This window comes from Mucilaginibacter sp. PAMB04168 (genome assembly GCF_039634365.2).
GTDB lineage: Bacteria > Bacteroidota > Bacteroidia > Sphingobacteriales > Sphingobacteriaceae > Mucilaginibacter.
This window is the reverse complement of sequence record NZ_CP155079.2, coordinates 5,126,463-5,149,506: the sequence shown is the minus strand read 5'-3', so window position 1 is coordinate 5,149,506 and position 23,044 is coordinate 5,126,463. Positions and strand designations below refer to the sequence as shown.

Sequence of the window (23,044 nt, the reverse complement as noted above, 5' to 3'; positions counted from 1 at the left end):
ATGTACAGCATGATAGTTACGGTAATTAAAACTGCTACAAATTCAGGCTACGGTGTTCATTGCAAAACAAAGCGTATAAAATTTACTAGTGATCTTTTCTGCATTATTCCACATTACTACTAATGAGATTTAAATTCACCCTGATGTTATGCTGGTTATCCAGCGCCTGGCTATATGCTCAAACGCCAACATACCGGGATCCGCAAAAGCCTATCGAAGTTCGTGTAAAGGATCTTTTATCAAGAATGACACTGCAAGAAAAAGTATTGCAATTAAATCAGTATACATTCGGGAAAAACACAAATGCAAACAACATTGGAGCGCTGATTGATGACATCCCGGCCGGAATTGGTTCGCTTATTTATTTTGGCGATGATCCCCAAATTCGTAATCTGGTACAGGCAAAAGCCGTTAAGCAAACCAGGCTTGGTATACCCATTCTCTTCGGCTATGATGTTATTCATGGCTTCCGCACAATTTATCCTATCTCACTGGCTCAAGCCTGTTCATGGAACCCTGCATTGGTAACGGCCGCCTGCAGTATGGCTGCAAAAGAGGCCAAGTTATCAGGAGTAGACTGGACTTTCTCTCCCATGATTGATGTTGCCCGCGACCCGCGCTGGGGCCGCATTGCCGAAGGTTATGGGGAAGATACTTACGCCAACTCCGCTTTTGGGGTTGCTTCAATAAAGGGTTACCAGGGCGCACACTTATCAGATGAGTTTTCGATAGCAGCCTGCCTCAAGCACTATGTAGCTTATGGGCGTTCGGAAGGTGGGCGAGATTATCATTACACCGATGTATCTATGCAAGCACTTTGGGAGACTTATCTGCCGCCTTTTGAAGCAGGAGTTAAAGCTGGGGCCGCTACGCTGATGAGCTCATTTAATGATATAAGCGGCATACCGGCCACTGCAAACAGGTATATGTTAAAAGAGGTGCTAAAACATCGCTGGAAACATGACGGTTTTGTAGTGTCTGACTGGAATGCGATTGGCCAGTTAATTGACCAGGGCGTTGCAGCCAACCGCAAAGAGGCGGGCTTGAAGGCGTTTAATGCTGGAGTTGACATGGACATGAAGGACGACATATACAGGGAGTATTTACAACAGTTACTTGCCGAAAAAAAGGTAACGATGTTGCAGATTAATGAGGCGGTGGCGCGTATACTAAGGGTTAAGTTTCGGTTAGGGTTATTTGAAAAGCCTTTTGCGCCTGTACTACCTGACAATAAACGGTACTTACTGCCCGAAAGCCGGACCATAGCCCGCAATTTGGCTGCTGAATCAATGGTATTGTTAAAAAATAATAAAGCAGTATTGCCATTAAAATCTCGCATCAAAAAGATTGCACTTGTGGGGCCTATGGCAAACGATAAGATTAATCTTTTAGGAGCGTGGTCATATCATGGCCAACCTAATGATGTGTGTTCTTTGCTTGAAGGAATGCAACAACAATTTAATGGAACGCAAATTACCTATGCAAAAGGGTGTGATTTTGATGGCGATGATGAGTCGGGCTTTGCTGAAGCTGCAAAAGCTGCACAGGATGCGGAGGTAGTGGTAATATGCCTGGGCGAAAATAAACAATGGAGCGGTGAAAATGCGTCACGTTCCAATATCTCTCTTCCACGGGTTCAGGAAAAACTGGTTGAACATTTAAAGCTAAGTGGTAAGCCAATTGTACTGGTGTTAGCCAACGGCAGACCGCTCGAATTAATAAGGATTGAGCCGCTTGCCGATGCCATACTGGAAATATGGCAGCCCGGTGTAGAAGGCGGTGCCGCAGCTTCGGCTATCCTATCCGGAGCAATAAACCCATCAGGAAAACTTTCTGTTACCTTCCCGTTAACCACCGGGCAAATACCTGTTTATTATAGTATGCGCCAAAGCGCACGCCCCGACCAAGGCCGGTATCAGGACATACCTACCACTCCGCTTTACTGGTTTGGCGATGGCCTGGGTTATGCACCGTTTAAGTACGGAGCGGTAACGTTATCGAGCTTGACTATTAAACCCGGCCAAAAAATAGTTGCCAGGGTTAACGTGGCCAACGCAGGTAATATGGATGGTAAAGAAGTGGTGTTTTGGTATGTGGCACATCCGGCGGGACACATTTCGAGGCCGCTTAAGGAGTTGGTATTCTTTGAAAAAAAAGAAATCAGGCAAGGGGCTACCGCCACGTATCAGTTTGAGATTGATCCGCTTAAACATTTGGGGTACCCAGATGCTAACGGCAAGGTTCACCTGCAAGCCGGGGTATACTCTTTAATGGTAAACAACCAAAAAGTTTCATTTCGCCTTTTACCTTAAGGCACCTGGCCAGGTATCCATGTAAGTGTCAAAGGGAGGCTTCAACTCAAAACTGAAGTATCTGCTAAGCTGTACCGTTAGTATACTGTTTACCGGAAAAGCCGGCGAAACCATTGGCCTGGGCGGATTTGTTAGTGTTACCTGCAGCGAACAAAGTGCCAGCTAGGCTATGATTAAAAAAGTAACGTTACTTAGTGTCTACCTAATCTTCGTGACCCGACACCTGTTATAAAGAACAAAACAATCTGCAAATGAAATTTCCGGTTAGGTAATTCGAATAGCTTGTCTTTCTTTTACGTAAATGGTCGTGGCCTGCCGCGTCTTAAAGGATAAGCTTTCCTTTATTATCTAATTATGGCACTAAATTCCTCTACCTTAGGGGTCTGGAATCACTTTCCATCTGCACCTGCCGTTAATAGCTGTTCTAAAATTTCGGTGTAACCGCGCTCGCTGGCAAACGTCATTGCGCTACGGCTTTCGTTGTCTACAGCATTTACATCTGCACTGTTTTCAATCAGCAGAGCCGTAAAGTCATTAAAGCCGCATTGCGCAGCAACAAGTAGTGGCGTTTCGCTAAAACTGTTGCGTGAATTGACGTCGGCACCGGCGTTAAGTAATAATTTTCCAATATGGTGATTTCCAATACCGGCTGCATAATGCAGGGCTGAGTTGCCGTTTAAAAGATGCAGGTTTACATCGGCTCCGTTTTTAATAAGCAATTCGGCTAAATGAATATTAGAATTGTTTACAGCCAATACCAGAGCGGTAACGCCGTCATTATTTAATTCGTTGACGTTGGATGCATCAGCTTTCAGCAGTGCCTGTACGGTTTCGCTCCGGTTGTTGTAAACCGCCTGGTGCAGCGGGGTATTGCCATGGTCGTCTTTTTGCGCTACACTTCCGTTTGATATAGCCGTAATTAAGTCGCGCATGCCATTAGCCGTAGCGTGATCCAGTACGTTATATCCCGAGTTGTCTTTAACCGACGCATCGGCCCCTAGCGTTATCAAATACAGGGCTGTTTCAGTTTTGTAATCCAGCACGGCGTAAAACAGGGGAGACTGTCCGCTGTTGTTGGCGGCATTAATGTCGGCGCCGGCATCGGCAAGCAGCTTTATGAGTTCTTTACTGCCGCTACGGGCGGCAATATGCAATGGCGTTTCACTAACGTTATTAGGCAAATTCACGTCGGCTCCTGCATCAATTAATAATTTGGCAATATCTTTGGCTCCTTTACTGCAAACGTAATACAAGGGCGTATTACCCAAGCTGTCGCGCTTATCTACATTAATGCCGCCCTTTTTCAGAAAAGCCTGTACAATTCCTTTTTGCGCATTTTTACATGCGTTTAAAAACATGTTATCCATAGTGCTTTGCTTGCCTGTTTAGTTTATGAGTTGTTTCACCACAGCCTCGTTGTTTTGCTTAATAGCTACATCCATTGCCGTTTGGCCAGTGTTATTAACCCGCTCCAAGGTGGATTTGTCTCTTTCCAAAATTAAAGAAACTATCCGCTTGCCCGACATGTGATCCGAATTTCCCGCTGCATAAATCAATGCCGTATTGCCAGATTGATCCACATAAGTAACGTCGGCATCATTGTCCAGCAACAGTTCGGCAATGCCATATTTCATTTCGTTTCCGCGCTCAGCAAATGACATTAAGGGTGTTTTGCCCAGTTGGTTAGGCTGGTTAACACTGGCTCCGGCATCTATCAATTCTTCTGCCAGCGTGCTATTCAAATCAGCCAGGTAATGACCAGCCTGGCACAAAAGGTTCAGGGCGGTGTTGGCTTCGTTATCAACAGCAGCATCTACGTTTAGTCCGTTGGCCAGCAGAACTTGTAACATCTTAACAACATCTTTAGTGTGTTGGCTCATACCACGGCCCAGGTTACTCATTGCTTTAGTAAGAAGATAGTAAACCGCTGTTTCCCCGTTTCCTGCTTTAAAATTTACATCAGCACCACCTTCAGCCAGTAGTTGTACTAATGGTGCAGAAGCGTACTCACAAGCCAGCATGAGCGGCGTGCGCCGGTATTTGTCGGCAATTTCGTTCAAATCAGCCCCCGACTTTATTAAGGCTTCAACGGCGGTAGCATCCCGGTTTAAAACCGCCTCGTGGATGGTCATACCACCAGTGGCCACATCACTTTCATCACCCGAAATTAGAGCTGCTACCTCTTTTACGCCACTTCGCTGTGCATAAGTAAGTGGCGTCGTATCAAACACATCTTTATCTTCAACGTCAATACCACCTTTTTCAAGCAGTATGCGTACCGTTTTCATAACCGCAGGTATTGCGCCTTTAATATCTTTGCGGTTACCCAATTTTTCACAAATAACGTGTAGCAGGTTCATCCCTCCAGATTCGGTAACATCCATCCTGACGCCCGCCTCACCCATAGCCTGAAGGAACGGGTACATGTAAAGCAAGCCCGCTTCAAAATAAGCAAGCTTACCCGAGTCATTTTTCTTTTTAGGATTGATGCCGGCATCCAGCAGTGCCTGCGCGGTATCATAAATTTTTGCGGCTTTTTCATCCAGGTGCGGATCGTCGAAATCAAACCGGGTATTGGTAAGCGCATGCAGCGCAGAGTTGCCGTACTTATCTGCAGCTGATTTTAAGCCCGCCTTTGTCATAAACCGGATAGCCTCAGCGTCGGTAAAACGAGCTGCGAGGTGGTAGAGGTTTTCTTCGTAATCGTTATTGATGCCGAGATCCGGTAATTGCTTGTACAGGCTTAGCATATCCACCTTGTCGCTTTCTGCCGCAAACATATTTCGCTGGTATGCTTCTTTAATTTTATCAAATTCTTTTGTCATGGGCTGTATCGGCTAATTTTAATGCATCGGTAATATTCTTATATCCTTTGTGAGCTATCGGCGTAGCAATTGCAATCACTTTTTCATAACTGCCCAGTTGCAACCAACAGGCTGTTTTAAGCCGGATGATGGCATCATGCACTAAAGCAGGAAAGCTTTTGATGTAAGCTTCGCTTATTCCCTGTAAAAAATCGTCGGTTTGGTTCTGCTTGTTTCTGATTTGCTTACAGATATTCTCGGTATTAAGCTGGTTACCGCTGCTCATGTGCGGAGCAAGCTGAATCTTTTCCAACCGGTTCAAAGCTTCCTGATAGTCGCCGCTCCAGTGCAGGCAAATTGCTGTGTTATAAAGGGCCGCTGTTTGAACGGGCTGCTTAACAAGCAATTCATACGCTTCTGCATAACGCTGTTGCAACAGCAATTGTAAAATGAAGGTTTCTGTGCCCTCAGTAGTTCCATGATGGGCTGTAGTTCCTAAAAGCATGGCAATTATTTTAAGTTAATTACGCCTAATGACACCAAAATTTGCATATGGTAAAGCTATATCCGTGTTTTTGTAAGCGCATCTTAACGACAGCTATCACCACAGGCAACAGCTTGTAGCACTAGGTGTTTATAGTAAGGGTTGAATGGAAAGTTTTGCAGCAAAAGCGTTTCCTATTCTGTAACTGCCGAGCACATATTTGGATCGTTAACAAAAATGGACCATGCAGTTTAAAGTAAATTGCTACCCTTACCTAAAACGTTGTAACGGCGCTTTTAAACGATAAAAGCAAATCAGGTAGTTTGCTTATTTTTTATTTCTGCCAGTTTAGCCAGAAGCGGGCCTTTATGTTCTAAAGTGAAGGCTACAAATTTATCTTCTTTTATGGCCAGGCGTACCATCATAGGAAGCCATGGATAAACTTTGCGAGCCAGCATTTCAACAGTTTCATCGTTGTGTGCAGCGGCTAACGCTTTATCAGCATAAGGTTCAATCTTGGGCCAATGCTCTTTTATAGCAGGTTCCAGGGCACCCATAACTTTGTTAGTAAGGTCGCTATTTTCAGCGCTATTGTCTTTGTTCTGAAGAGATGACAGCATAATATTTATTTTAGTAATACACTCAATCAGTCCTATCAACAAACAGCTTTTCTTTAGGTTTCGGCCTCCGGTAAATATCGTTTGGCCAAATAGCGCGCTCAATCAGTTACCACTGTGTTGATGATTTGCCCCTGATAAGTTGCCGGGTTTAATCAATAGATATATAATTCTTCCTTAACCGGCAAACAGTATTTTATCAAACTTTAAATACTTGCCATTTTCAATTTTGAAAAAGTAAATGATTGCATACTCGCCCTCACTAACCTCCTCACCATTTTCGTCAACGCCTCCTGAATACGAAACGAACAATTGAAGTGTGGTTGTTGCCTTGTCGTACTGGGCCAGCATATGATAGGTACGGTCGTTTTGTTTAATGCCGGGCGTCGTATATTCCCCTTTTCGGTAAAGCACCTCACTCTTCACTTTAAGCAGGCTTTTAGTGAAGTCATCGGTAAAAATATTCCGGTGATACTTTTCAAGGTCGGCTTCTGTAAAGGTACTGGGATACGTTTCGGGGCGTTTGTTTTCATTCCTATTATCGTAAATCGCCGTCCAGATCTGAGTCGTATCAGCAGGTGCCGAAAAATCGAAATAGCTTTTCATCTTTACTAAGTCCTTTTGGTAAACAGCGGTTCTGAAATTTTTAAAGTCATCCAGCCAGGTATTTACCTCTCCATAGGTTGTGTTGATTGCCGGCGATGCTGGTGCGTTAGACTTAGCAACATCCTTGTTTGATTTGGCCTGATCATGGGTACAGGCGCTCAATATTACTATTGCTGCAATAAGTGAGGAAATAATCTTCCGGTTGATGGTATACATGAGCATGGGTTAATATAGTTGTTTGTGCTTATAATGCCTGGCAGCTAAATTGCCTTTGGCTTCCATAGGCATAAAGTTCTGCTTCAACAAATTTTTTAATACTATGTTGCATTCAATCGCTTTATCGTTTAGAGAATTAAGGCAAATGAATAATATAACAACAAGCTTCCCCACCATTCTTCGTAAACAAAAGAACTTGGCTATCATTTACCTGGATTTTAAAAAGAAAGCTAATGGGACTACCATTTTCCACCAGCACCACCACCGCCTGTGCTACCTCCGCCCCAGCTACCGGAAGATGAGCTGCCAGAATCTGATGAAGAAGATGAACCGCTACTACTGCTACTCCCCGAACCTGATGACGTTGACCGTACTAACATAGCGAGCGTTATAAACTCAATAAAGTTTTCATGGTTGCAATAGCGGCATACCTGCACCCGCTTAGCTTTGCCCCCATGAGTATAGGTAGCTCTTTCAACAGTAATTTCAATAGGTTGGGTGTAAGTTCTGAACCCGCAAGCCGGACATGCCTCAAAGTCGTTATAGTGGTACCCATCATTAGGCACCAGTTTTATCTCTTTGCTACCGTCTGTTGTCCATATATCGTAAACCAGACTGCCAGTTTCTTCTTCTTTCAGCTGACCGGCTGAAAGGTACTTATTAACATCGTACGCACTATCTCTGTTAATACGTTGCATTGGTTTGCCGTCGGTATCAATTAGCGGCTTAGTGCGCCTTTTTAATCGTGTTATTTGTACCACTTGTACTATAACAAAAACAAGCAGGATGGGCGATAATAACGCATGCCACCAGGCTTGCCGGTAAAAATTACCGACTGCGCCAAAATAATTTACATCGTCTTTGTAAAACTTACGTAGTTGACTCAGCACGCTTAAATGCGCAAAGAAAAAATAAGCGACAATAGTTATGCAGATGATTACCGGTAAGGCCTGTGGAATAGCGGATAACATATCACTGATGCTACCGAAGAAGAAAATAACAACACTAAACAGGCATACCAAACCGATTAATATAAAAGCAGACCATCCTGATATATCTGCATATAAGTTAGAAGCCTTGTGTTTCGCGTTCAGAAAAGGCGACTTAAATTTCCTGATTTGCCAGCCAGCGCCCACTGATGCTATAATGGCAATGGCAAGCCATATATCCCTATTAGTAATGCCTATAGTTTGTGATGTTTGCCTGGCTATTAAACTATTGAGCTCTTTTTTGTTAGCAGGCTGCTGCAGGTATTGGCTAATTACCTGCATAGTATTGATTATGCCACTGCCATAAGCTTGTTTCTTAAACGCTGGTACCAAAACATTTTCACCTATCTTAGATAAGGTTGCATCGGGCAATAAGCCTTCTACACCGTAGCCGGTTATAAAGCGGTACTGCCTTCGGTTGGTTGTTATGAACAATAAAAGGCCATTGTTGGCCCCGCGCTTACCGATGCCCCAGTGCCGGAAGAGCGCCGTAGCAAATGTAAAGTCATCTTCATCCTCTTTAAAATCATTAATAACTACAACGGCTGCCTCCACGCTTGTTTTAGTGTTTAACTCCGCTAACAAGTGATTTAAACTGTCGAGTTCACCGGGGGGTAATAAACTTTGCGGATCGCTCACATAACCGGTGCCTGCATCCTTTGGATTTGGAATTTCTGCAACGGATTGATACGGCTTACCCTGAAAAGCATAACAAGGCAAGCCGCAAAAAAACAGTGCGGCAACCAAAAAGTTGAACAAGTGGTTTAATGCCCTGCGAGTTGTGAAGTGATATAGCGATTGGTTATACTGAGGATAGGTCATGTAGTTGGCATGTAAGAGCACTGCATCAATAACATTAAAACTATACCGATGTTTAATAACTACAAATACTGAACACAACTCATAAGGCCAATAATTCTTTTTGAGTTATCTCATTACCATCCAACAATCGTTGTTTTGGGTTGTTTACAGGGCAACTATCCAGACTTATGAAAACGATATTTGCCTTTACTTCTTCACTATTATTGTTGTTTTTTGCTACACATACGCGTGCCCAAACTGAAGAAGGCCGTACTCAAATACAAATGACGATCGTTGTGGCGGGTAAAAACATTGTCACGGATCTGAATGGCATCAGCACTAGTTTATCACGTAATTATGAGGAAACGCCGGGCATTGCAGCAAAAGATACCTCAAAAAGTAAATTTCCCGGTTACTATTCGGGAGGCTTTTATTTAACGCTGGATGCCAAAAAAATTAGTGATGACCTACTGCGTGTACTGGCTAAAAAACGAAACCGGTTTGACGGTACTATTACCATAGTGGATACTTACGGTAAAAAACCCACACGGACCATCAGGTTTAAACAAGCCAGTCTTTATAGTTATTCCGATCAAATGTCAGCATCTGGCTATAATGATACTTATGGTGCGGCAGCTATTTCCATTAGTTGTCAGGAAGTGTCAATTAATGGTATTGTGATTGAACAGTAGATTTACAGCTATTGATTAGACGGATGAGCGGGTTACTTATTTTGATTTAATGTATCCATATAAACGCTGTTATGATACTATTCCTCTTTGAACTAATGCTGATGACCATAGCCCCTGTAGCGCAAATCATTTTATGTATTTTACACCTTAGTGGCCGTATTAAATTACCTATTACCATCATTACTTTGATTTGCCTTACCGCCGGCATTGTGCTGCCGGTGCTTGCCAACAATATTGCTATATTAAACCTGCCATCTGATGTGAAGTGTGCTACCGGATTGGTAGGATTTGCCTTGTTGGGGATGCTTTTTACAATTGCTGTAATACCGGCATCAGGTATAATATTTTATATACAGGCCTACTATAAGCGAAAAAAACTTAACGTTGTTGTTTAACTCACCATTATTAATAAACCCAATCATTTTCATGAACGGTACTACCAGTCAACTCTTATCACTAATTACTCACGGGAACTATTTTTTAACTACCGGCCAAATATCCCCAGGTTATTATCCCAACAATGTAACGTTCAAGTTTTGCAACAAAGTTGATTTTCTGCACTTATTTACACAAGCAGATGGAACTACAGCGGAAGGTGTTATTGCTGCAGATCCTGACGATTGGTTTAATTTACTCAGACAGGAGGGTTGCCGTCAATTAAAGGCCTATTACCACCCTTCAGAAAGAAACGCAAACGGTACCCCAGACCATCAACTAGCCGGCTTTGTGGGCGGTGGTGGTACCTGGCTTATTGAATCCATATATGATTCTTATTCTGATTTTTGGGCTGCCCGTTGGGAAGTTAATAAACAGAATGCCCCGGAGCAAAAGATCTGGTCTGTAAGCTATGGTCGTACCGTTAGCCAGGCCGAAACGATCAATTTTTTGCCCGACCCTGTACAGGTACGAAAAGGGCTTAAAGACATCTTAACCGACATTCATTCTTTTGCCCTTGGTCATCAATTAATTAATTGGGCAGACATTTTTCAGAGAGCTCTTAATATTTTAGATGGTTCGGATCCTGCCAATAACTGGTTCGGTAGTCAGATTAACGAAAATGGTTATGAACAATCGGCTTTGCAATTAATGTATGCAGCCATGTCTGCCCACGTATTTGGCGGCATGGGCTCCTGGAATGATTTGGGTTTTGAAACGCCGGAAGATAATGAAGCCTATGAAAAGCTTTCGTTTTACTTATACGATTATATTAACCGTGCGCTCATCAGCGGCATTAATTCTTACAAAGCATAAAACAGTATGATTCCGTTCAGTAACTTATTGTACCGGCATGCTTAAAGTGGCTGCTTGTGTTATGGCGTTTATAATGTTGCTTGGATTGGTATCCTGCCGCAAAAATCGTGTGGTTAATACTTCGTTTTACTATTGGAAAACGGTGTACGATACTAATGTTACCGAAAAGCGATATTTTGACACCCTTGGCTGTAAAAAGCTATACATGCGCATTATGGATGTGGACAAGGGCGACAACAGTGCTGTACCAATATCACCGGTTACCTTCAAAACAGCACTGCCCAATGCTGTACAAGTTGTTCCGGTTGTTTTTGTGGTTAATGATGTACTCAAATATCAAACACACCAGCAGCTAAACGACCTGGCAGGTAAGATTGTATATTATGTTAATGGCCGGATCAAACTATCAGGTAAAAAAAATTATAACGAGTTACAGCTTGATTGCGACTGGACCCGGACTACCCGCGACAACTACTTTTACCTGCTTAGGCAAATTAGCGCAAACGCCGGTCTGAAAAATAAAAAATTATCGGCCACACTGCGGCTGCATCAACTCAAGAACCAAAAAAACAGTGGCATCCCACCGGTGGACCGGGTAATGCTCATGTGTTATAATATGGGTAACCTGCGTAAGTATGGCAGTCAAAATTCTATACTCGAACAAAGCGAATTGGAGAAGTATGTTGGTGAAAACTTAAGTAATTACCCTATACCTGTAGACGTTGGCCTGCCGGTTTTTAGCTGGGCCGTGGTTTTCAGGCAAAAACAATATGCCGGGATTTCTAAAAGGCTGCATCAGGAAAACTTTAGCGATCAACAAACATTTAAAGCAAACGGCAGTAGCCTGTATAGGGTGCAAAGAGACCTTCCTAACTACGGGTTATTGCGTGGTGACGAGGTCAGGTGGGAGTATCTGCCAGCCAGCGAATTACTGTCTGCTGCTAACTATATTCAGAAATACATATCCTCAGATACCTTAAACGTCATATTTTTCCATTTAGACGAACCTACACTTAAACATTATACTTATGAAGACCTGGAGAAAACTACTGCTGTATTTCGTTAGCATTACCAGCTTATGCCTGATCAGCGTGGCCATAATCATGGCCTGCTCGGATGAGCCTGATCCTTACGATTATTACACTTCGTTCTTTCACCCAGACATTCAGGGCAAAAAGGATTACGGCGCGTTTTATTTCACCGATTACCACTTTACTTATGGCAACGAAGAACCTGCAAGCGAGGCTGCCATTAATTCGACTGAATGGGCGCAGTACTTAGGCGGTAAGGTAATGGCTAATGATGTAGAAAAGATTATGTACCACCTGGACTCTGCAGGAAAAGAAAGGGCTTATCATTTTTTTGAACAAGACCCACCGGTGGCGGATAGTTTGGTTAAAAGCAGCTTTTTATGGAGTTTGAAAGATCCGGCACATGATGCCGCCAGGAAATACTACCAATTTGCCATACAGGCAGAACTTTTAGGGCAATCAAATTACAACTACTGGGAACCTGCACCATTGGATACGGCAGCACTAAGAAATACCGCCAATGAAGCGGTACAGTCGGCAATGGGAGAGAATGACAGTTTTTTAAAATTACGATACTTTTATCAGGCGCAGAAGCTAAACCATTATGCCGGCAACTTTGCAGAAGCTAAAAGTATTTACGAACAACATATTGCAAATACAACATCGTCCAGCCATATCAAAGGCTGGGCATTGGCTTTAAAAGCCGGTGAAGAACGGCGCCTTGGAGATACCGTTCAGGCTGCTTACTTGTTTTCGAAAGTGTTTGCTGGTTATCCGGAGCGCCGCTTGCAGGCCTATCGAAATTACCACTACATTGACGCACCGTTTAATGACGTAATAAAACTGGCGCGCACACCCGAAGAAAAGGCCAACTTATATGCTATCCGGGGTTTTGCTGACCCCGAGATTGGGACCGACAACCTGGAAGAGGTATACAACAACGCACCTTCATCAGCGCTGGTAGGTGTGCTGTTGGTAAGGGAAATTAATAAACTTGAGCAGTATTATCTTACACCGGCACTCAACAATAATACCGATCAATTTTACAGTGATGGGCAGTTAGCCAAGCCTGAGACACCACAGCATGCCGTTGGAAAAAAATGGCTAATATGGATTGGGCTGATCGGTCTTTTTGCTGGCATAGTGGTAATGCTTATAGGGTTCAAAAAACAACCAGGCAAGCCGGCTATTAGGATAGCCGGTGGCCTGTTAACATTGGTAGGGGCTGTTTGCGTAGTTTGGATTTTGATGCACAAGCAAGATGAAACACCCGAAGCACAAAAATTGCCGAAAGGCAGCTTTTTTGTTGCTGTACCCGATAGTATAAAAAACAAATACAATAAGCATATTGAAAAGCTGCGAAGCTTTTGCACAACGCTTGCCAGCGATGCCAAGTACAAAGAACCACAAATAGGAACATTGACAAATGCCTACCTATATTTTATGCAAAATAAGCCAGATGATGGTCTTGCTGCACTCAAAGAATTGGACGGACAAAATCTTAATGCAAAACTCGGCGATCAAAAACAAATTGTAAACCTGCTGTTATCTGCCCAGCGCCTTAAACAACTTAAAGCGATTGACGAGGCTTCACTGCTACCTTCGTTAAAATGGCTTAATGAAAAGGTTGTAGCGGGCGTTAAACCTAAAACAGATGTATACCCTCCCACACCGGAAAGCGTTAATCAGTTTGCTATAGCCCAGCGCAATTTCTACACCTATGTGTTAGCTCCTGCCTACCTGCGCCAGGGCGATACAGCCAGGGCGGCGCTGGCTATGCTGAACAGCAATAATACCATTACGGCAAACAGCAACTGGTATATAAACCAAGATATGCCTGATTTTTGGTTTAACTTTGTACACTCACCTCAGCTTAAACAATTAATCAGCTGGAAAACCAATCGCCCTGCAGACCAATACCTGGCGTTTTTAAGTAAGGGGTTAAACCGGGTGAATACCGATAACCTGTATGAACTCTTAGGAACCATTGAGCTGCGCGAGCACCACTACCCGGAAGCGGTTACAGCGTTTCAGCACATTAGGAACAGCAAGCTTATCAATAAATCATACAACGGGCAGGATTATTATAACGACGGCGAAAGTAGCCAGGGCGATCCCTTTGTTGTAGAGATTAATGATTATCCTAAACATTTTGAAGGTAAACGGTATACGAAACTTACGTTTGCCCAAAAGATGGCCCAGCTCTGGAGCGAAACACAAAAAGAACCGAAAAATGCTGTGGCCTATTACCAGATGGCTAATGGCTTATATAACACCTCCACTTATGGCAATTCATGGGGGCTTATTGCCTACACATGGTCGGCTACCGACGTTGGCCGAAAGCCGCTCTATTACTATGACGGCGATTATATTAAAGCGTCGAAAGCTAAACAGTACTATTTAAAAGCTCGTGAGCTAAGTGACGACCCCGAGATCAAAGCCAAATGTACCTTTATGGCAGCCAAGTGTGAGCAGAAGGAACACGAAGCGCCATCTTTTGGCGATAACTACGACGCTTATAAGAAACTCGAAAAACTATATACAGAACAACTTAGGCAAAACAGTTACTTTAAGGAAATGCAACAATATAAAACAACAGCATTTTATAAAAAAGCTATTAATGAATGCAGTTATCTAAGTGATTTTATCAAGTCAAATTGAGCCTCTTAATTAGGAAATAAGTTAGAACATATAATATATCACTATTCATATGAGATTTCTATTCATTAACAATATAGCCCAAAGTTCTAAATGGGTGGCGATATGGCTCTCTGTATTGTGCTCATCATTAGCAGCAAATGCACAAAACGGCACATATGAAAAAAAAGCTTCGCAAGGTGCATACGGCATAATATCCTTTCAGAACAAAGGCAACCAGGTAACAGCAGAAATTTTTACCTGGTGGAATACCGCTTCTGCTCAAACAGGTAGCTACTACGGTACAGGCGTGTTAAAGAACAATACGGTTGTATTGCGCAGCGAAGAAAATGACCCCGGTTGTAAGGTAAGCCTGAGCATCGTTCAAGGTAAAATAAAGGCTCTATACAATAATTGCAGTACCGATCATTTAACAGAAGATTTTAACGGCGTTTATAACAAGATCACCGACGCTGTGGCTGGTGATTATAGGGTAAAGGTGCCTAAAGCGTACTTCTATAAAACGCCAAATGCCAGTAGCAAACTTAAAACCTACGTGCTTAAAGGCGATAAGGTACGGCTTGATATTGACAGGATAGGTGCGAGCAAGCAAAATTGGCTGTACGTTTATTTTACCAATAAGGCGGGTAAGGAAACATCCGGGTTCATTCCAATAACTGAACTTATGAGGGTAGAATAACAAGGCTTATTCCTTTGCTGTTACCTCATTTCAAAACTAACCGAACTGTAATCATCGGCCCTATACAATCATTTTACGATTTATGATGTTGTAAAGGTGATTACATATCATTGATATGCTTATGAAAATAGCATTGCCGGTCCTGTTATCCTCGTTATTAACTATTTGCTGCTTGTTATTTACCCCGGTGCAGAGCGCCGGGATTATTACTCCAGCTATGGATAAAGCGTTGCCGTTGCAAACTGCCGTTTTGCTTCATGAAAATCATAAGCTTGTTTCGCTAATGGTTATCACAAAATCAGGTGAACAATTGAACTTACACGCTGTAGTGCTTTACCAAATACGGGTTTATAAAATGCCTTTATGTACGATGTAACCGTGGACCAAGCTGTTCGTCAGGGACGAAAAACCATATGGTTACCTGCGTTAGCTATCATGCTTATTATGCCGGCCATTGCTTTTGTGGCACTGCCGCAGCCGTACGGCGTTATACTGTCACCTATCATTTTGCTTGTGGCTTTCTTTGTGGCTGGCTTGTACCGTGCTTATGCAGTGCCACAGTGGATGATCTGGGCATTTGCCAGGGTTAGGAATGTGCATGAGCTTAGAAGACGCGCTGCTTATGCACTGCTGATCCCGGAGAAAAGTGATACGGGATTACGTAAATTTGAAATTTGGACGAAAGTGCAAAGAAGTAACTGGGACAAATTAGCGTTACGGTTTGAACAGCCTGATGAATTTATAGATGACCCTAATATTCCAGCTGAAACACATGTTTATTTTTCAATAATTAAAAGAATACTAGCCTTACCTTTTTACGGTCTCATGGTTTTTGTTGGCATATGGCTGCTCACCTCTCACCAAAAAGATCCTTACAGTCTGAAATCTATTTTTGGGTACCTGTTCCAGGGTTTTATTGCCATAGTCGGCATGGCAATGATCTATTTGACAATTCGCGAAATGATGGATAGAAGTCCTAAGATCATGATGAGCAACGAAGGCCTGGCAACCGCACGCTTTCCTTTCAGTTCCTGGTCCGAGATCAGCGATATGCACATTGTTCCGCGCGGCAGTGGAAAGTACCGGAAATATTATCTGGAGTATTTTGCCGGCGGAGCAAAAGTAGAATTGGAACTGGACGCATTTGACATGAGCCGCAAAAAGATTGATCAGCTTTTACATTTTTACCAGGGTAGATTCATATCTACTTCCTCTGTTCAGCCTGCAGCCAAAAATTTAATTAAATTTAAAAATGAAAGCCGAGCCAAATAAGCTGATAAGCGTTGTATGGGAGGGTGTTACCATTACCCAATTTTCAGGTTTTCGCTCCGGCGCTACCGTGCACGAACAGTTCTTCTTTGAACTGAAATTTAAACAGCCTGTAACCGGCTCTCCCTTCAATCCAGGTATTGATGACCCGGAGTGTTTTAATGAAAAGCCGATAACACTTAATTTTCAAGCGCCATCAGGTGCTGCAGAACGGGTGATCGGTAACATCATCAAAGTGGCTTATGTAAAAAGTCCGGGTCAGCAACCAGACATCTTTATTGGCGGTACTATGCACCGACCCTCCGTAAAATTCCCCAAGTTCAATCTGCTGGCAATTGCCCTTTTAATGCTTCCGATATTATTTATTGGCGGATTGCTTTACTATGCTTCTTCTATCCAGCATAACCTGACTTCGTTACAAGGTGAAGTCACATTCTTTGAAGAAAATTCATACAAGATGCATAAAAGGTATACCTTCAAAGTCAGCCCATATAAGGCTACACTTTTCAGGGACTATCACCGGCATATATTTGGAATAGCGTCGCAAAATATCACTTCACTATTTATGTCTGACTATGACGGGTTTCACGCGGATAGCACCGGTCAGTCGGTTCGTTTTTACGTGTTAAAAAAAGATAGCGCAAAACTTTTTGCACCTCACCAAAAGGTCTCTTTCTTTGATATTAGAGGGGTAAATAAGCTGCCTTCGCGTAAAGAACATTTTTTGGACGCGCTAAATTATGCAGCCGATAACAGCTGGTTATATTTTGTATGGCTGCTTTTATTGGCCACTCAGGCAGCTTGTTTTTGCGGAGCCTACTACCACTATAAAATGTATTCGCTATTTCACTATCCGGGTAACAAAGTGCTGTGGTGGGGAAGCTTGGTATTATCTTCGATCATCAATTTCGTTATAGTCATGACGATTGCTTAAGCAGCACTTCATTAGCTTTGTCTGGTTAATATTTTACAGTATAAGTTGGTAATTAAAGTGCTCATTGTTCAAAGAAATTTTTGAAAATAGTCCAGCTCAATAAATATCCGGAGTCTTTATAGGTGTTACAATTTGTCCAGCCATTGTTTCTTCTTGGCATCAAATTCGTCTTGAGTTATGATGCCCTTATCAAACAGTGCTTTCAATTTTTCCAATTGAGTAACGGCATCGGTTTGCTTATTATTAGGTTTATCAGTGCGATTACCCACGGTATCGCCCAGGTTAATTAGTAAACCTGCGCCAGCAACGCCATTTTCGTTACGTGCTGCATCCCGCAAAGCCTGCAATTTCTCCATTTCGGTATAACTGAGTCCGGCTTGTTCTGCAGCTAAAATTCCTGCCCGGGCATTGGCAATTTGGTTTATCTGCTGCTGTGTTTGCTGATCAAACGATGCGCCCTGCACCTTAAAGTTAGTGAGCTCAAAACCCAGTGATGAGAAATTATTGTTTAACCTGGTTTTTAATTCTTCGGCCAGTGCATCAAGCTTACTGTCTATCTGCAAAATAGAATACGCAGATGTAGCGAGTGTAACGGTTAGCTGCTGTTCAATCCGCGACTGGATCAGCATCTGGCTTTGTGCAACAGTGAATAGATCTGAAAGGCCAGCGATCTCTGTTAAAAATAGCTTGGCATCTGTTAATTTAAAAGAATAATTGCCGTAAGCTCCTAAACTTACGGGAAAGCGGTAAACCGGCTCTTCATACTTTACCCGGTTGGATGTGCCCCAGCCTTGATTAGTCACTTCTGCTTTGCGGAAAAAATAAATTTTGAGTTTGTGCTCGCTTTCAAACCCCTGCATCAGTTTAAAAAGAGTGGTAATAAACGGATCGTTATCAGTTTGCAATTCGTAAATACCTTCTTGTTCCATTACACCGGTAACCTTTCCCTCGTACACCAGCAAGCAACCTTGCCCTGGCCCTATAATAAGTTTACTGGCATCTTTTATCTCATCGCTTTTAAACGGATACTTAAAGAATAAAACATCTTGCGATTGATCTTTCCATTCAATTACTGCTGCAAACTGCTCTTTAAAAAAGTTAATAAGACCCATATCGTAATTTAGCTAAATTATTGGTTACGGTTATTTATTCAGTGCGGCTTAATTGATAATTGTGAATCAGTTTCCCCGAATCAGATACCACCATTACACCATGTACATAATCTGCTTCCTCATCCTTGCGGTACTCTATGGCATACCCTTGCTTGCATTTTACTACTTGTGATAAATAAAACTTATCGGGAGGCAAGGCCCATAATATTTTTCCGGTTTCCGTATCAATTTTTTGAATGCTCATTGGCGGATCGGGGGCCGCCGTTGTATTGACCACAATCATCAGGTTGTTTTCGTCCTGGTAAATAATAGCAGGACCGAAGTATTTCCGCCCGGGTGTAAGATCACGTTTCAAGTTTTGATCCGCCCCTTTAATGTATTTAACCTCTAATAACTGATTAACTTTATTATCATCGAAGTAATCTCCCATGTAACCGAATTCAAAATAGCGCCTGGCATTATAAATTTGTTTCCAAATCTTATCGGCCTCTGTTTGGGTGTCTACTAATTTTTTAACGGCAGGGAAATAATAAAATGTTTCGCCTTCATTGTTCATTACATTAATCATCGGCTTACTGTAATCAAAGTCTAATTTAGCCACCCCAGAACTTAATTTGGGGTAGTCTTTAAAGGTGCTTTGCGTAACGTCAGTAAGGCGATTATTCCTGGTATCCAACTGTAATAACACACTATTGCAGCCAATAGCGTAAACCATATCAGGGGAGTAAATTTTAAAGGTGAGCGAGCATCGGTTATTGCGCATGCTCTCATCGGTCATTAAGCGATCCGCAATCAGTTTACCGTCCATGGCATTATTGAACTGTGCATGCAGTTCCTGTTCTGATTTGCCGTTCCCTTTATCAATATAATCTACGCCCATACGTAAATACACGGGGTCGCCGGTAGCAGTGTTTGTATAAACAAAACTACTTTGATAGGAACGCCTGGGTTTATAAGTAATATAGCTGTTAGTAGCACTTTTTTTTGGCTGTAGCAACATTGTGGTTATGTACACTATGGCTATAAAAGCAACGGCACCAATAAGTACATAAACCGGCAATTTAGGGTTAACCGGCGGGGCAGAACTTTGCACCGGCTTCGCACGTTCGTGATGATGATAAACATGCGTATCATCACTATCTAAAAAGTACTCCGTTTGGCAATTCTGACATCGGTAAAATTCGGGCTTAATCTCTTGCTTAAATATGCTGCCGCATTTAGGGCATTGTATCGCTTTAATATCTCGAGCCATTTGGTAGCTAAACATTTAGTATACGTTTTCTGTTTGGGCTGTATGAAATCGGCCATAAAAACATCTACATGCAGGCTAACACTAACGCTGATATGCTTCTTTATTAAAACAGGTGTATGTATAGCTCAAGGCAAGGTTGCTGACTACTATGCCCTGGCTGGTAAAGCTAATCTAGCTTCGCTATGGCATGCGCCAAAGATATACTTTGTAGGTGCACCAAATCCGTGGGATGATTTTCCGGAGCCTTTAGGGTTTATAGGTTCAAATTACCAACGTTTTTATATCCATTATACATCGGTCATCAAAGATCCGTCGAACTCGTATCTATACCGTGTAAAAGGGAAAACCAGGGTTAAGAATAACATTTGCAGCTTTACCGGTACCATCACGGTTAAGGAGGCTAAAAGGTACCTGGAACCCAACGAGGAATATCCTAAATATAAATATGGATATCTGGTTTGCCAGGTTGACCTGAAAGAAGATCCCAAACAGCCAGGCAGCGGCGCTATTAAAGGCAAACTAACCACCAACTGGTACATTAATGAGCGCGGACAGTTTGCCTACGATACGTTGATCCCTGCAGATGGTTTTAGCAACAATGAGTGTGTGGCCCGCTGGACATCATACAAAGGCGGTGTAAGTAAGGTTTGCAACTGGGGCGATTTCAAGATACCGGAAGCTGGCGACCTGGACTTTAGCATAAGCGAATTTATGGCAAATGAAAAATATGTAAAAAACGGCTGGCAAAATTATATGCTTTCGCTTGATGCAGGCAGCGGCAAAGCAGCAGCCATCAAAGCAAGGGCCGAAGAGAAGCGTCAGTGGTGGAAATAAGGATTTATTTAAAGCAACTCAATATGCAATGCAACAAAAATACAATTGCTGGTATTTTAACCAGCATGATGATTGTCTTTACCAGTTATGGTGCATGGGCGCAATCACAAACGGCCATGAACATGAATGCTGGTAGCGCCTATGAAAAAGCAGATAAGGAACTTAATGCCGTTTACCGGAAAATTTTGAAGGAATATGCTGCCCAGCCACAATTTATAAAAAAGCTTAAAGTTGCGCAACGCTTGTGGATACAGCTTCGTGATGCAGAGTTAGCAGCTAAGTATCCCGAAAGAGGCAGTTACGGCTCAGTTGCACCAATGTGCGAATCTATCTATCTGGAAACCTTAACCAAGGAAAGGACTAAATTTTTACGGATGTGGCTAACCGGTATTCCTGAAGGTGATGTATGTGCCGGTTCTGTCAAAAGCAAGTAGGAAATTGGTAACAAAGGCTAAGCGTAAGGAGAGTAGCGGGCAATCGGTTGGATTTGCCGGTTATATACTGTTGGCCTATTGGATCTTTTTTGCAATTATACACCTTACCATTGATCTCTTTATTGACCTTTATACGGATAAGGATTATAGCATTGCTTTTTGGTGGGCAGGGGCAGTAGCGCTGCCATTAGCTGCCTGCACTAGCTATCTAACGCGTAGCTCGTTATTTACCGGCCGGTACACTGATGTTGTTTTTTCGTTGATCATTTTAGGGCTGTATCTGGGCTCAGCATATTTTACTACACTGAAGTTAGACTTGCTGATTAGCGCCGCTGTAAAGCCTGAAAAAGAACAGGTGTTGCCTGTTAAAACTGTTCGGCGCATATTTTCCCCAAAGCTTGGCTTTATTCAAACGGAAGTAGCGTTAGCTTATCCAAACCAATTAGTAACTTTTAAAGGAACACGGACGAGCTACTTTTTGCTGAGGCCATATCAAGCATTACGCGTAAAAACCGGACGGTCATTTTTGGGAAGCGATTACGTTACCCATATAAGTGTTCATGAGCAGGAGCGCTGGGCAGCCCGTTGGGCATATGTTAAAGATTGGTTTCATCGTTATTACTGGCTCATGATAGTCTTACCCCTGTTTTTCGTATTCGAGTTAATTAAAGACAAATATTTCCCGGCGTCACCGGCTAATACTTCAATTACTAAGCGGCCATTTAAAATCGTTTTAAAACGCTTATTGGTTATTATACTAACGCTTTTTTGCTTGTTTATGCTTGTTGTGCTACTGTTTGGGCTATTTGGGTAGTATTGAGGAAAATGAATTGTAACTTAACCAATCATCGTTTTAAGGCCATGGAAAAACGTCCGGATTCTTACATGTTCAGGCAGCACAGCAAGGAAACCGTTGCAGGCTGGGCACGTCAATTACAGTACTTTTACTTTGTTAGAGCACGGGGCGGACATGCCAATGATGATGATTCTTTTCAGGCCAGCATTTTTTACACAGACCGGGTTAATTTGGAAGATAAACTCTTGAAACTTGGAATAGTGCCGGGTGTTATCGGTCCGGACGATCCGCAGCCCGTTCCCGGGCAAGCATATACAGGTACTGAATTTGCAAAATTTAAGATACCTGTTTACCCATTTCCGGATATGGAGCAACCGGGCTTTGTCAATGTTGCAGGGCAAAAGGTATATTTAACCATTAACAGTACAGCCCTAAACTTTTCTGTCTCGGGCACGGCCGACAACAATTTTTATGAAGTTTCGGAAGCTGATTTTGAAGCTTGTTTAAAGATTGAAGAAATATTTGAGCAGTTAATGTGGCTGCCTTTTAAAGACACCACCATAGAACAAAGCAGCAGTTGCGTGTCACCAATCACCTATCCGGAGTTTTTTACATAAGCGTAATCTTTTGGCAAGCCAGGAGTGCGTATACACGCGTTTACTCACATTAGCGGTACACCACTACTTCGGTAACTATACTGTCTTCTTGGTTTGGAAGCCTACGTTGTGTTAAATTGATGCTTACGTTATTGGTGCCTGCGTGGTAGGCATTGGTTGTTGTGCTATCAGAATTGTGCCGGGTGGTTTCCAGTTGCCATGTTTTGAACGGCTTCCTGATGTCATTTAGGGTTAGCTGTTTGGTCAGCCTGTTAGGAATATCGAACCGGAAAGATAATATTCGCGGCGGCGTTTCTTTGCTGTCGTAAATACAATAGATATACAAATAGCTGTTGTTGTACGGCACCATTGCAGAGAAACCGGGTATGCATACTTTATATTTTGACAGGTATGGCTTAAGCGCATTAATGCCTTTATCTACCGCATAGTCCTTCACATCTAAGCTGCGGTGCAGGTGTTCTATCATGGTAATTAACGTTGATTTGTCTACGTCTCTAAGCGGCTGGCGCCGCATCTTGGCACCCGATTCATTAGATTGACCGCAGCCTATAACAACCCATGTTATTAACCATTGAATACATATGTTGAGTTTGCAATTTCTTACCATTGTAGTTTTGGCAATCAGATTTCTTATTCATTATAAACAGGGTGCTGTA

General features: G+C 42.6%; 24 protein-coding genes. 15 read left to right on the top strand and 9 right to left on the bottom strand.

Annotated features, from left to right (window positions below; translation table 11 throughout):
• Window positions 1–122: 122 nt before the first annotated feature.
• Window positions 123–2,312 (top strand): glycoside hydrolase family 3 N-terminal domain-containing protein, encoded by a 2,190-nt coding sequence (locus ABDD94_RS21670; RefSeq protein WP_345953983.1) that lies wholly within the window; start codon window positions 123–125, stop codon window positions 2,310–2,312.
• 25 nt (window positions 2,313–2,337) lie between these two features.
• Complete coding sequence (locus ABDD94_RS21665) at window positions 2,338–2,478, top strand: hypothetical protein (protein WP_345953982.1); 141 nt, start codon at window positions 2,338–2,340, stop codon at window positions 2,476–2,478.
• A gap of 223 nt (window positions 2,479–2,701) precedes the next feature.
• On the opposite strand, the gene ABDD94_RS21660 is transcribed toward ABDD94_RS21665, so the two are convergent.
• From ABDD94_RS21660 to ABDD94_RS21635, 6 genes are all read right to left on the bottom strand, one after another.
• Window positions 2,702–3,679 (bottom strand): ankyrin repeat domain-containing protein, encoded by a 978-nt coding sequence (locus ABDD94_RS21660; protein WP_345953981.1) that lies wholly within the window; start codon window positions 3,677–3,679, stop codon window positions 2,702–2,704.
• Between the two features lie 18 nt (window positions 3,680–3,697).
• Entirely contained in the window at window positions 3,698–5,137 is a 1,440-nt protein-coding gene (locus ABDD94_RS21655) for an ankyrin repeat domain-containing protein (protein WP_345953980.1), read from the bottom strand.
• A complete protein-coding gene (locus ABDD94_RS21650; protein WP_345953979.1) occupies window positions 5,121–5,621 on the bottom strand; it encodes a hypothetical protein in 501 nt (166 codons plus the stop codon). The genes ABDD94_RS21655 and ABDD94_RS21650 overlap by 17 nt, the downstream gene beginning before the upstream one ends.
• A gap of 293 nt (window positions 5,622–5,914) precedes the next feature.
• A complete protein-coding gene (locus tag ABDD94_RS21645; protein WP_345953978.1) occupies window positions 5,915–6,220 on the bottom strand; it encodes a hypothetical protein in 306 nt (101 codons plus the stop codon).
• Between the two features lie 174 nt (window positions 6,221–6,394).
• The gene (locus tag ABDD94_RS21640) at window positions 6,395–7,039 is read right to left on the bottom strand and encodes a hypothetical protein (RefSeq protein WP_345953977.1); all 645 of its coding nucleotides are present in this window, start codon (window positions 7,037–7,039) and stop codon (window positions 6,395–6,397) included.
• Window positions 7,040–7,278: 239 nt separating this feature from the next.
• Complete coding sequence (locus ABDD94_RS21635) at window positions 7,279–8,850, bottom strand: TPM domain-containing protein (RefSeq protein ID WP_345953976.1); 1,572 nt, start codon at window positions 8,848–8,850, stop codon at window positions 7,279–7,281.
• 167 nt (window positions 8,851–9,017) lie between these two features.
• Between ABDD94_RS21635 and tssD the strand changes: the two genes are divergently transcribed.
• From tssD to ABDD94_RS21590, 9 genes are all read left to right on the top strand, one after another.
• Entirely contained in the window at window positions 9,018–9,521 is a 504-nt protein-coding gene (gene tssD, locus ABDD94_RS21630) for a type VI secretion system tube protein TssD (RefSeq protein ID WP_345953975.1), read from the top strand.
• A 71-nt stretch (window positions 9,522–9,592) separates the two neighbouring features.
• A complete protein-coding gene (locus ABDD94_RS21625; RefSeq protein WP_345953974.1) occupies window positions 9,593–9,916 on the top strand; it encodes a hypothetical protein in 324 nt (107 codons plus the stop codon).
• 31 nt (window positions 9,917–9,947) lie between these two features.
• Window positions 9,948–10,772 (top strand): hypothetical protein, encoded by an 825-nt coding sequence (locus tag ABDD94_RS21620; RefSeq protein ID WP_345953973.1) that lies wholly within the window; start codon window positions 9,948–9,950, stop codon window positions 10,770–10,772.
• 37 nt (window positions 10,773–10,809) lie between these two features.
• On the top strand, window positions 10,810–11,838 hold the full coding sequence (locus ABDD94_RS21615; RefSeq protein ID WP_345953972.1) for a hypothetical protein: 1,029 nt from the start codon (window positions 10,810–10,812) through the stop codon (window positions 11,836–11,838).
• On the top strand, window positions 11,801–14,464 hold the full coding sequence (locus tag ABDD94_RS21610; protein WP_345953971.1) for a hypothetical protein: 2,664 nt from the start codon (window positions 11,801–11,803) through the stop codon (window positions 14,462–14,464). The genes ABDD94_RS21615 and ABDD94_RS21610 overlap by 38 nt, the downstream gene beginning before the upstream one ends.
• A gap of 49 nt (window positions 14,465–14,513) precedes the next feature.
• Window positions 14,514–15,140, top strand: a complete 627-nt coding sequence (locus tag ABDD94_RS21605; RefSeq protein WP_345953970.1) for a hypothetical protein — start codon at window positions 14,514–14,516, stop codon at window positions 15,138–15,140.
• A 121-nt stretch (window positions 15,141–15,261) separates the two neighbouring features.
• Complete coding sequence (locus ABDD94_RS21600) at window positions 15,262–15,516, top strand: hypothetical protein (protein WP_345953969.1); 255 nt, start codon at window positions 15,262–15,264, stop codon at window positions 15,514–15,516.
• Window positions 15,504–16,412: a hypothetical protein gene (locus tag ABDD94_RS21595; RefSeq protein ID WP_345953968.1), complete on the top strand. Its 909-nt coding sequence runs from the start codon at window positions 15,504–15,506 to the stop codon at window positions 16,410–16,412. The genes ABDD94_RS21600 and ABDD94_RS21595 overlap by 13 nt, the downstream gene beginning before the upstream one ends.
• Window positions 16,393–17,343 (top strand): hypothetical protein, encoded by a 951-nt coding sequence (locus ABDD94_RS21590; protein WP_345953967.1) that lies wholly within the window; start codon window positions 16,393–16,395, stop codon window positions 17,341–17,343. Before ABDD94_RS21595 ends, ABDD94_RS21590 begins: the two co-directional genes overlap by 20 nt.
• 125 nt (window positions 17,344–17,468) lie before the next feature.
• Here ABDD94_RS21590 and ABDD94_RS21585 read toward each other — a convergent pair whose 3' ends face one another.
• Both ABDD94_RS21585 and ABDD94_RS21580 read right to left on the bottom strand, forming a co-directional pair.
• Window positions 17,469–18,455, bottom strand: a complete 987-nt coding sequence (locus ABDD94_RS21585) for an SPFH domain-containing protein (RefSeq protein ID WP_345953966.1) — start codon at window positions 18,453–18,455, stop codon at window positions 17,469–17,471.
• Window positions 18,456–18,489: 34 nt separating this feature from the next.
• On the bottom strand, window positions 18,490–19,707 hold the full coding sequence (locus tag ABDD94_RS21580) for a hypothetical protein (RefSeq protein WP_345953965.1): 1,218 nt from the start codon (window positions 19,705–19,707) through the stop codon (window positions 18,490–18,492).
• Window positions 19,708–19,749: 42 nt separating this feature from the next.
• On the opposite strand from ABDD94_RS21580, the gene ABDD94_RS21575 reads away from it, so the two are divergent.
• The 4 genes from ABDD94_RS21575 to ABDD94_RS21560 all read left to right on the top strand — a co-directional run bounded on the left by ABDD94_RS21575 (window position 19,750) and on the right by ABDD94_RS21560 (window position 22,388).
• Window positions 19,750–20,541, top strand: coding sequence for a hypothetical protein (locus tag ABDD94_RS21575; RefSeq protein ID WP_345953964.1), 792 nt, complete (start codon window positions 19,750–19,752; stop codon window positions 20,539–20,541).
• A 65-nt stretch (window positions 20,542–20,606) separates the two neighbouring features.
• Window positions 20,607–20,975: a lysozyme inhibitor LprI family protein gene (locus ABDD94_RS21570; protein ID WP_345953963.1), complete on the top strand. Its 369-nt coding sequence runs from the start codon at window positions 20,607–20,609 to the stop codon at window positions 20,973–20,975.
• 4 nt (window positions 20,976–20,979) lie between these two features.
• Window positions 20,980–21,789 carry a hypothetical protein gene (locus tag ABDD94_RS21565; protein ID WP_345953962.1) on the top strand — a complete coding sequence of 270 codons (810 nt, stop codon included), beginning with the start codon at window positions 20,980–20,982 and terminating at the stop codon, window positions 21,787–21,789.
• 47 nt (window positions 21,790–21,836) lie between these two features.
• A complete protein-coding gene (locus tag ABDD94_RS21560) occupies window positions 21,837–22,388 on the top strand; it encodes a hypothetical protein (protein WP_345953961.1) in 552 nt (183 codons plus the stop codon).
• 49 nt (window positions 22,389–22,437) lie between these two features.
• On the opposite strand, the gene ABDD94_RS21555 is transcribed toward ABDD94_RS21560, so the two are convergent.
• A complete protein-coding gene (locus tag ABDD94_RS21555; RefSeq protein ID WP_345953960.1) occupies window positions 22,438–22,995 on the bottom strand; it encodes a hypothetical protein in 558 nt (185 codons plus the stop codon).
• Window positions 22,996–23,044: the final 49 nt, after the last annotated feature.

What these genes read in the sequence shown, in the direction of transcription:
- ABDD94_RS21585 (WP_345953966.1), bottom strand. Translation starts at nt 18,455, where the DNA reads ATGGGTCTTATTAACTTTTTTAAAGAGCAGTTTGCAGCAGTAATTGAA.
- ABDD94_RS21600 (WP_345953969.1), top strand. Translation starts at nt 15,262, where the DNA reads ATGAAAATAGCATTGCCGGTCCTGTTATCCTCGTTATTAACTATTTGC.
- tssD (WP_345953975.1), top strand. Translation starts at nt 9,018, where the DNA reads ATGAAAACGATATTTGCCTTTACTTCTTCACTATTATTGTTGTTTTTT.
- ABDD94_RS21655 (WP_345953980.1), bottom strand. Translation starts at nt 5,137, where the DNA reads ATGACAAAAGAATTTGATAAAATTAAAGAAGCATACCAGCGAAATATG.
- ABDD94_RS21625 (WP_345953974.1), top strand. Translation starts at nt 9,593, where the DNA reads ATGATACTATTCCTCTTTGAACTAATGCTGATGACCATAGCCCCTGTA.
- ABDD94_RS21580 (WP_345953965.1), bottom strand. Translation starts at nt 19,707, where the DNA reads ATGGCTCGAGATATTAAAGCGATACAATGCCCTAAATGCGGCAGCATA.
- ABDD94_RS21595 (WP_345953968.1), top strand. Translation starts at nt 15,504, where the DNA reads ATGTACGATGTAACCGTGGACCAAGCTGTTCGTCAGGGACGAAAAACC.
- ABDD94_RS21560 (WP_345953961.1), top strand. Translation starts at nt 21,837, where the DNA reads ATGGAAAAACGTCCGGATTCTTACATGTTCAGGCAGCACAGCAAGGAA.
- ABDD94_RS21610 (WP_345953971.1), top strand. Translation starts at nt 11,801, where the DNA reads ATGAAGACCTGGAGAAAACTACTGCTGTATTTCGTTAGCATTACCAGC.
- ABDD94_RS21570 (WP_345953963.1), top strand. Translation starts at nt 20,607, where the DNA reads ATGATGATTGTCTTTACCAGTTATGGTGCATGGGCGCAATCACAAACG.
- ABDD94_RS21635 (WP_345953976.1), bottom strand. Translation starts at nt 8,850, where the DNA reads ATGACCTATCCTCAGTATAACCAATCGCTATATCACTTCACAACTCGC.
- ABDD94_RS21660 (WP_345953981.1), bottom strand. Translation starts at nt 3,679, where the DNA reads ATGGATAACATGTTTTTAAACGCATGTAAAAATGCGCAAAAAGGAATT.
- ABDD94_RS21650 (WP_345953979.1), bottom strand. Translation starts at nt 5,621, where the DNA reads ATGCTTTTAGGAACTACAGCCCATCATGGAACTACTGAGGGCACAGAA.
- ABDD94_RS21555 (WP_345953960.1), bottom strand. Translation starts at nt 22,995, where the DNA reads ATGGTAAGAAATTGCAAACTCAACATATGTATTCAATGGTTAATAACA.
- ABDD94_RS21590 (WP_345953967.1), top strand. Translation starts at nt 16,393, where the DNA reads ATGAAAGCCGAGCCAAATAAGCTGATAAGCGTTGTATGGGAGGGTGTT.
- ABDD94_RS21640 (WP_345953977.1), bottom strand. Translation starts at nt 7,039, where the DNA reads ATGTATACCATCAACCGGAAGATTATTTCCTCACTTATTGCAGCAATA.
- ABDD94_RS21645 (WP_345953978.1), bottom strand. Translation starts at nt 6,220, where the DNA reads ATGCTGTCATCTCTTCAGAACAAAGACAATAGCGCTGAAAATAGCGAC.
- ABDD94_RS21575 (WP_345953964.1), top strand. Translation starts at nt 19,750, where the DNA reads ATGAAATCGGCCATAAAAACATCTACATGCAGGCTAACACTAACGCTG.
- ABDD94_RS21605 (WP_345953970.1), top strand. Translation starts at nt 14,514, where the DNA reads ATGAGATTTCTATTCATTAACAATATAGCCCAAAGTTCTAAATGGGTG.
- ABDD94_RS21670 (WP_345953983.1), top strand. Translation starts at nt 123, where the DNA reads ATGAGATTTAAATTCACCCTGATGTTATGCTGGTTATCCAGCGCCTGG.
- ABDD94_RS21620 (WP_345953973.1), top strand. Translation starts at nt 9,948, where the DNA reads ATGAACGGTACTACCAGTCAACTCTTATCACTAATTACTCACGGGAAC.
- ABDD94_RS21615 (WP_345953972.1), top strand. Translation starts at nt 10,810, where the DNA reads ATGCTTAAAGTGGCTGCTTGTGTTATGGCGTTTATAATGTTGCTTGGA.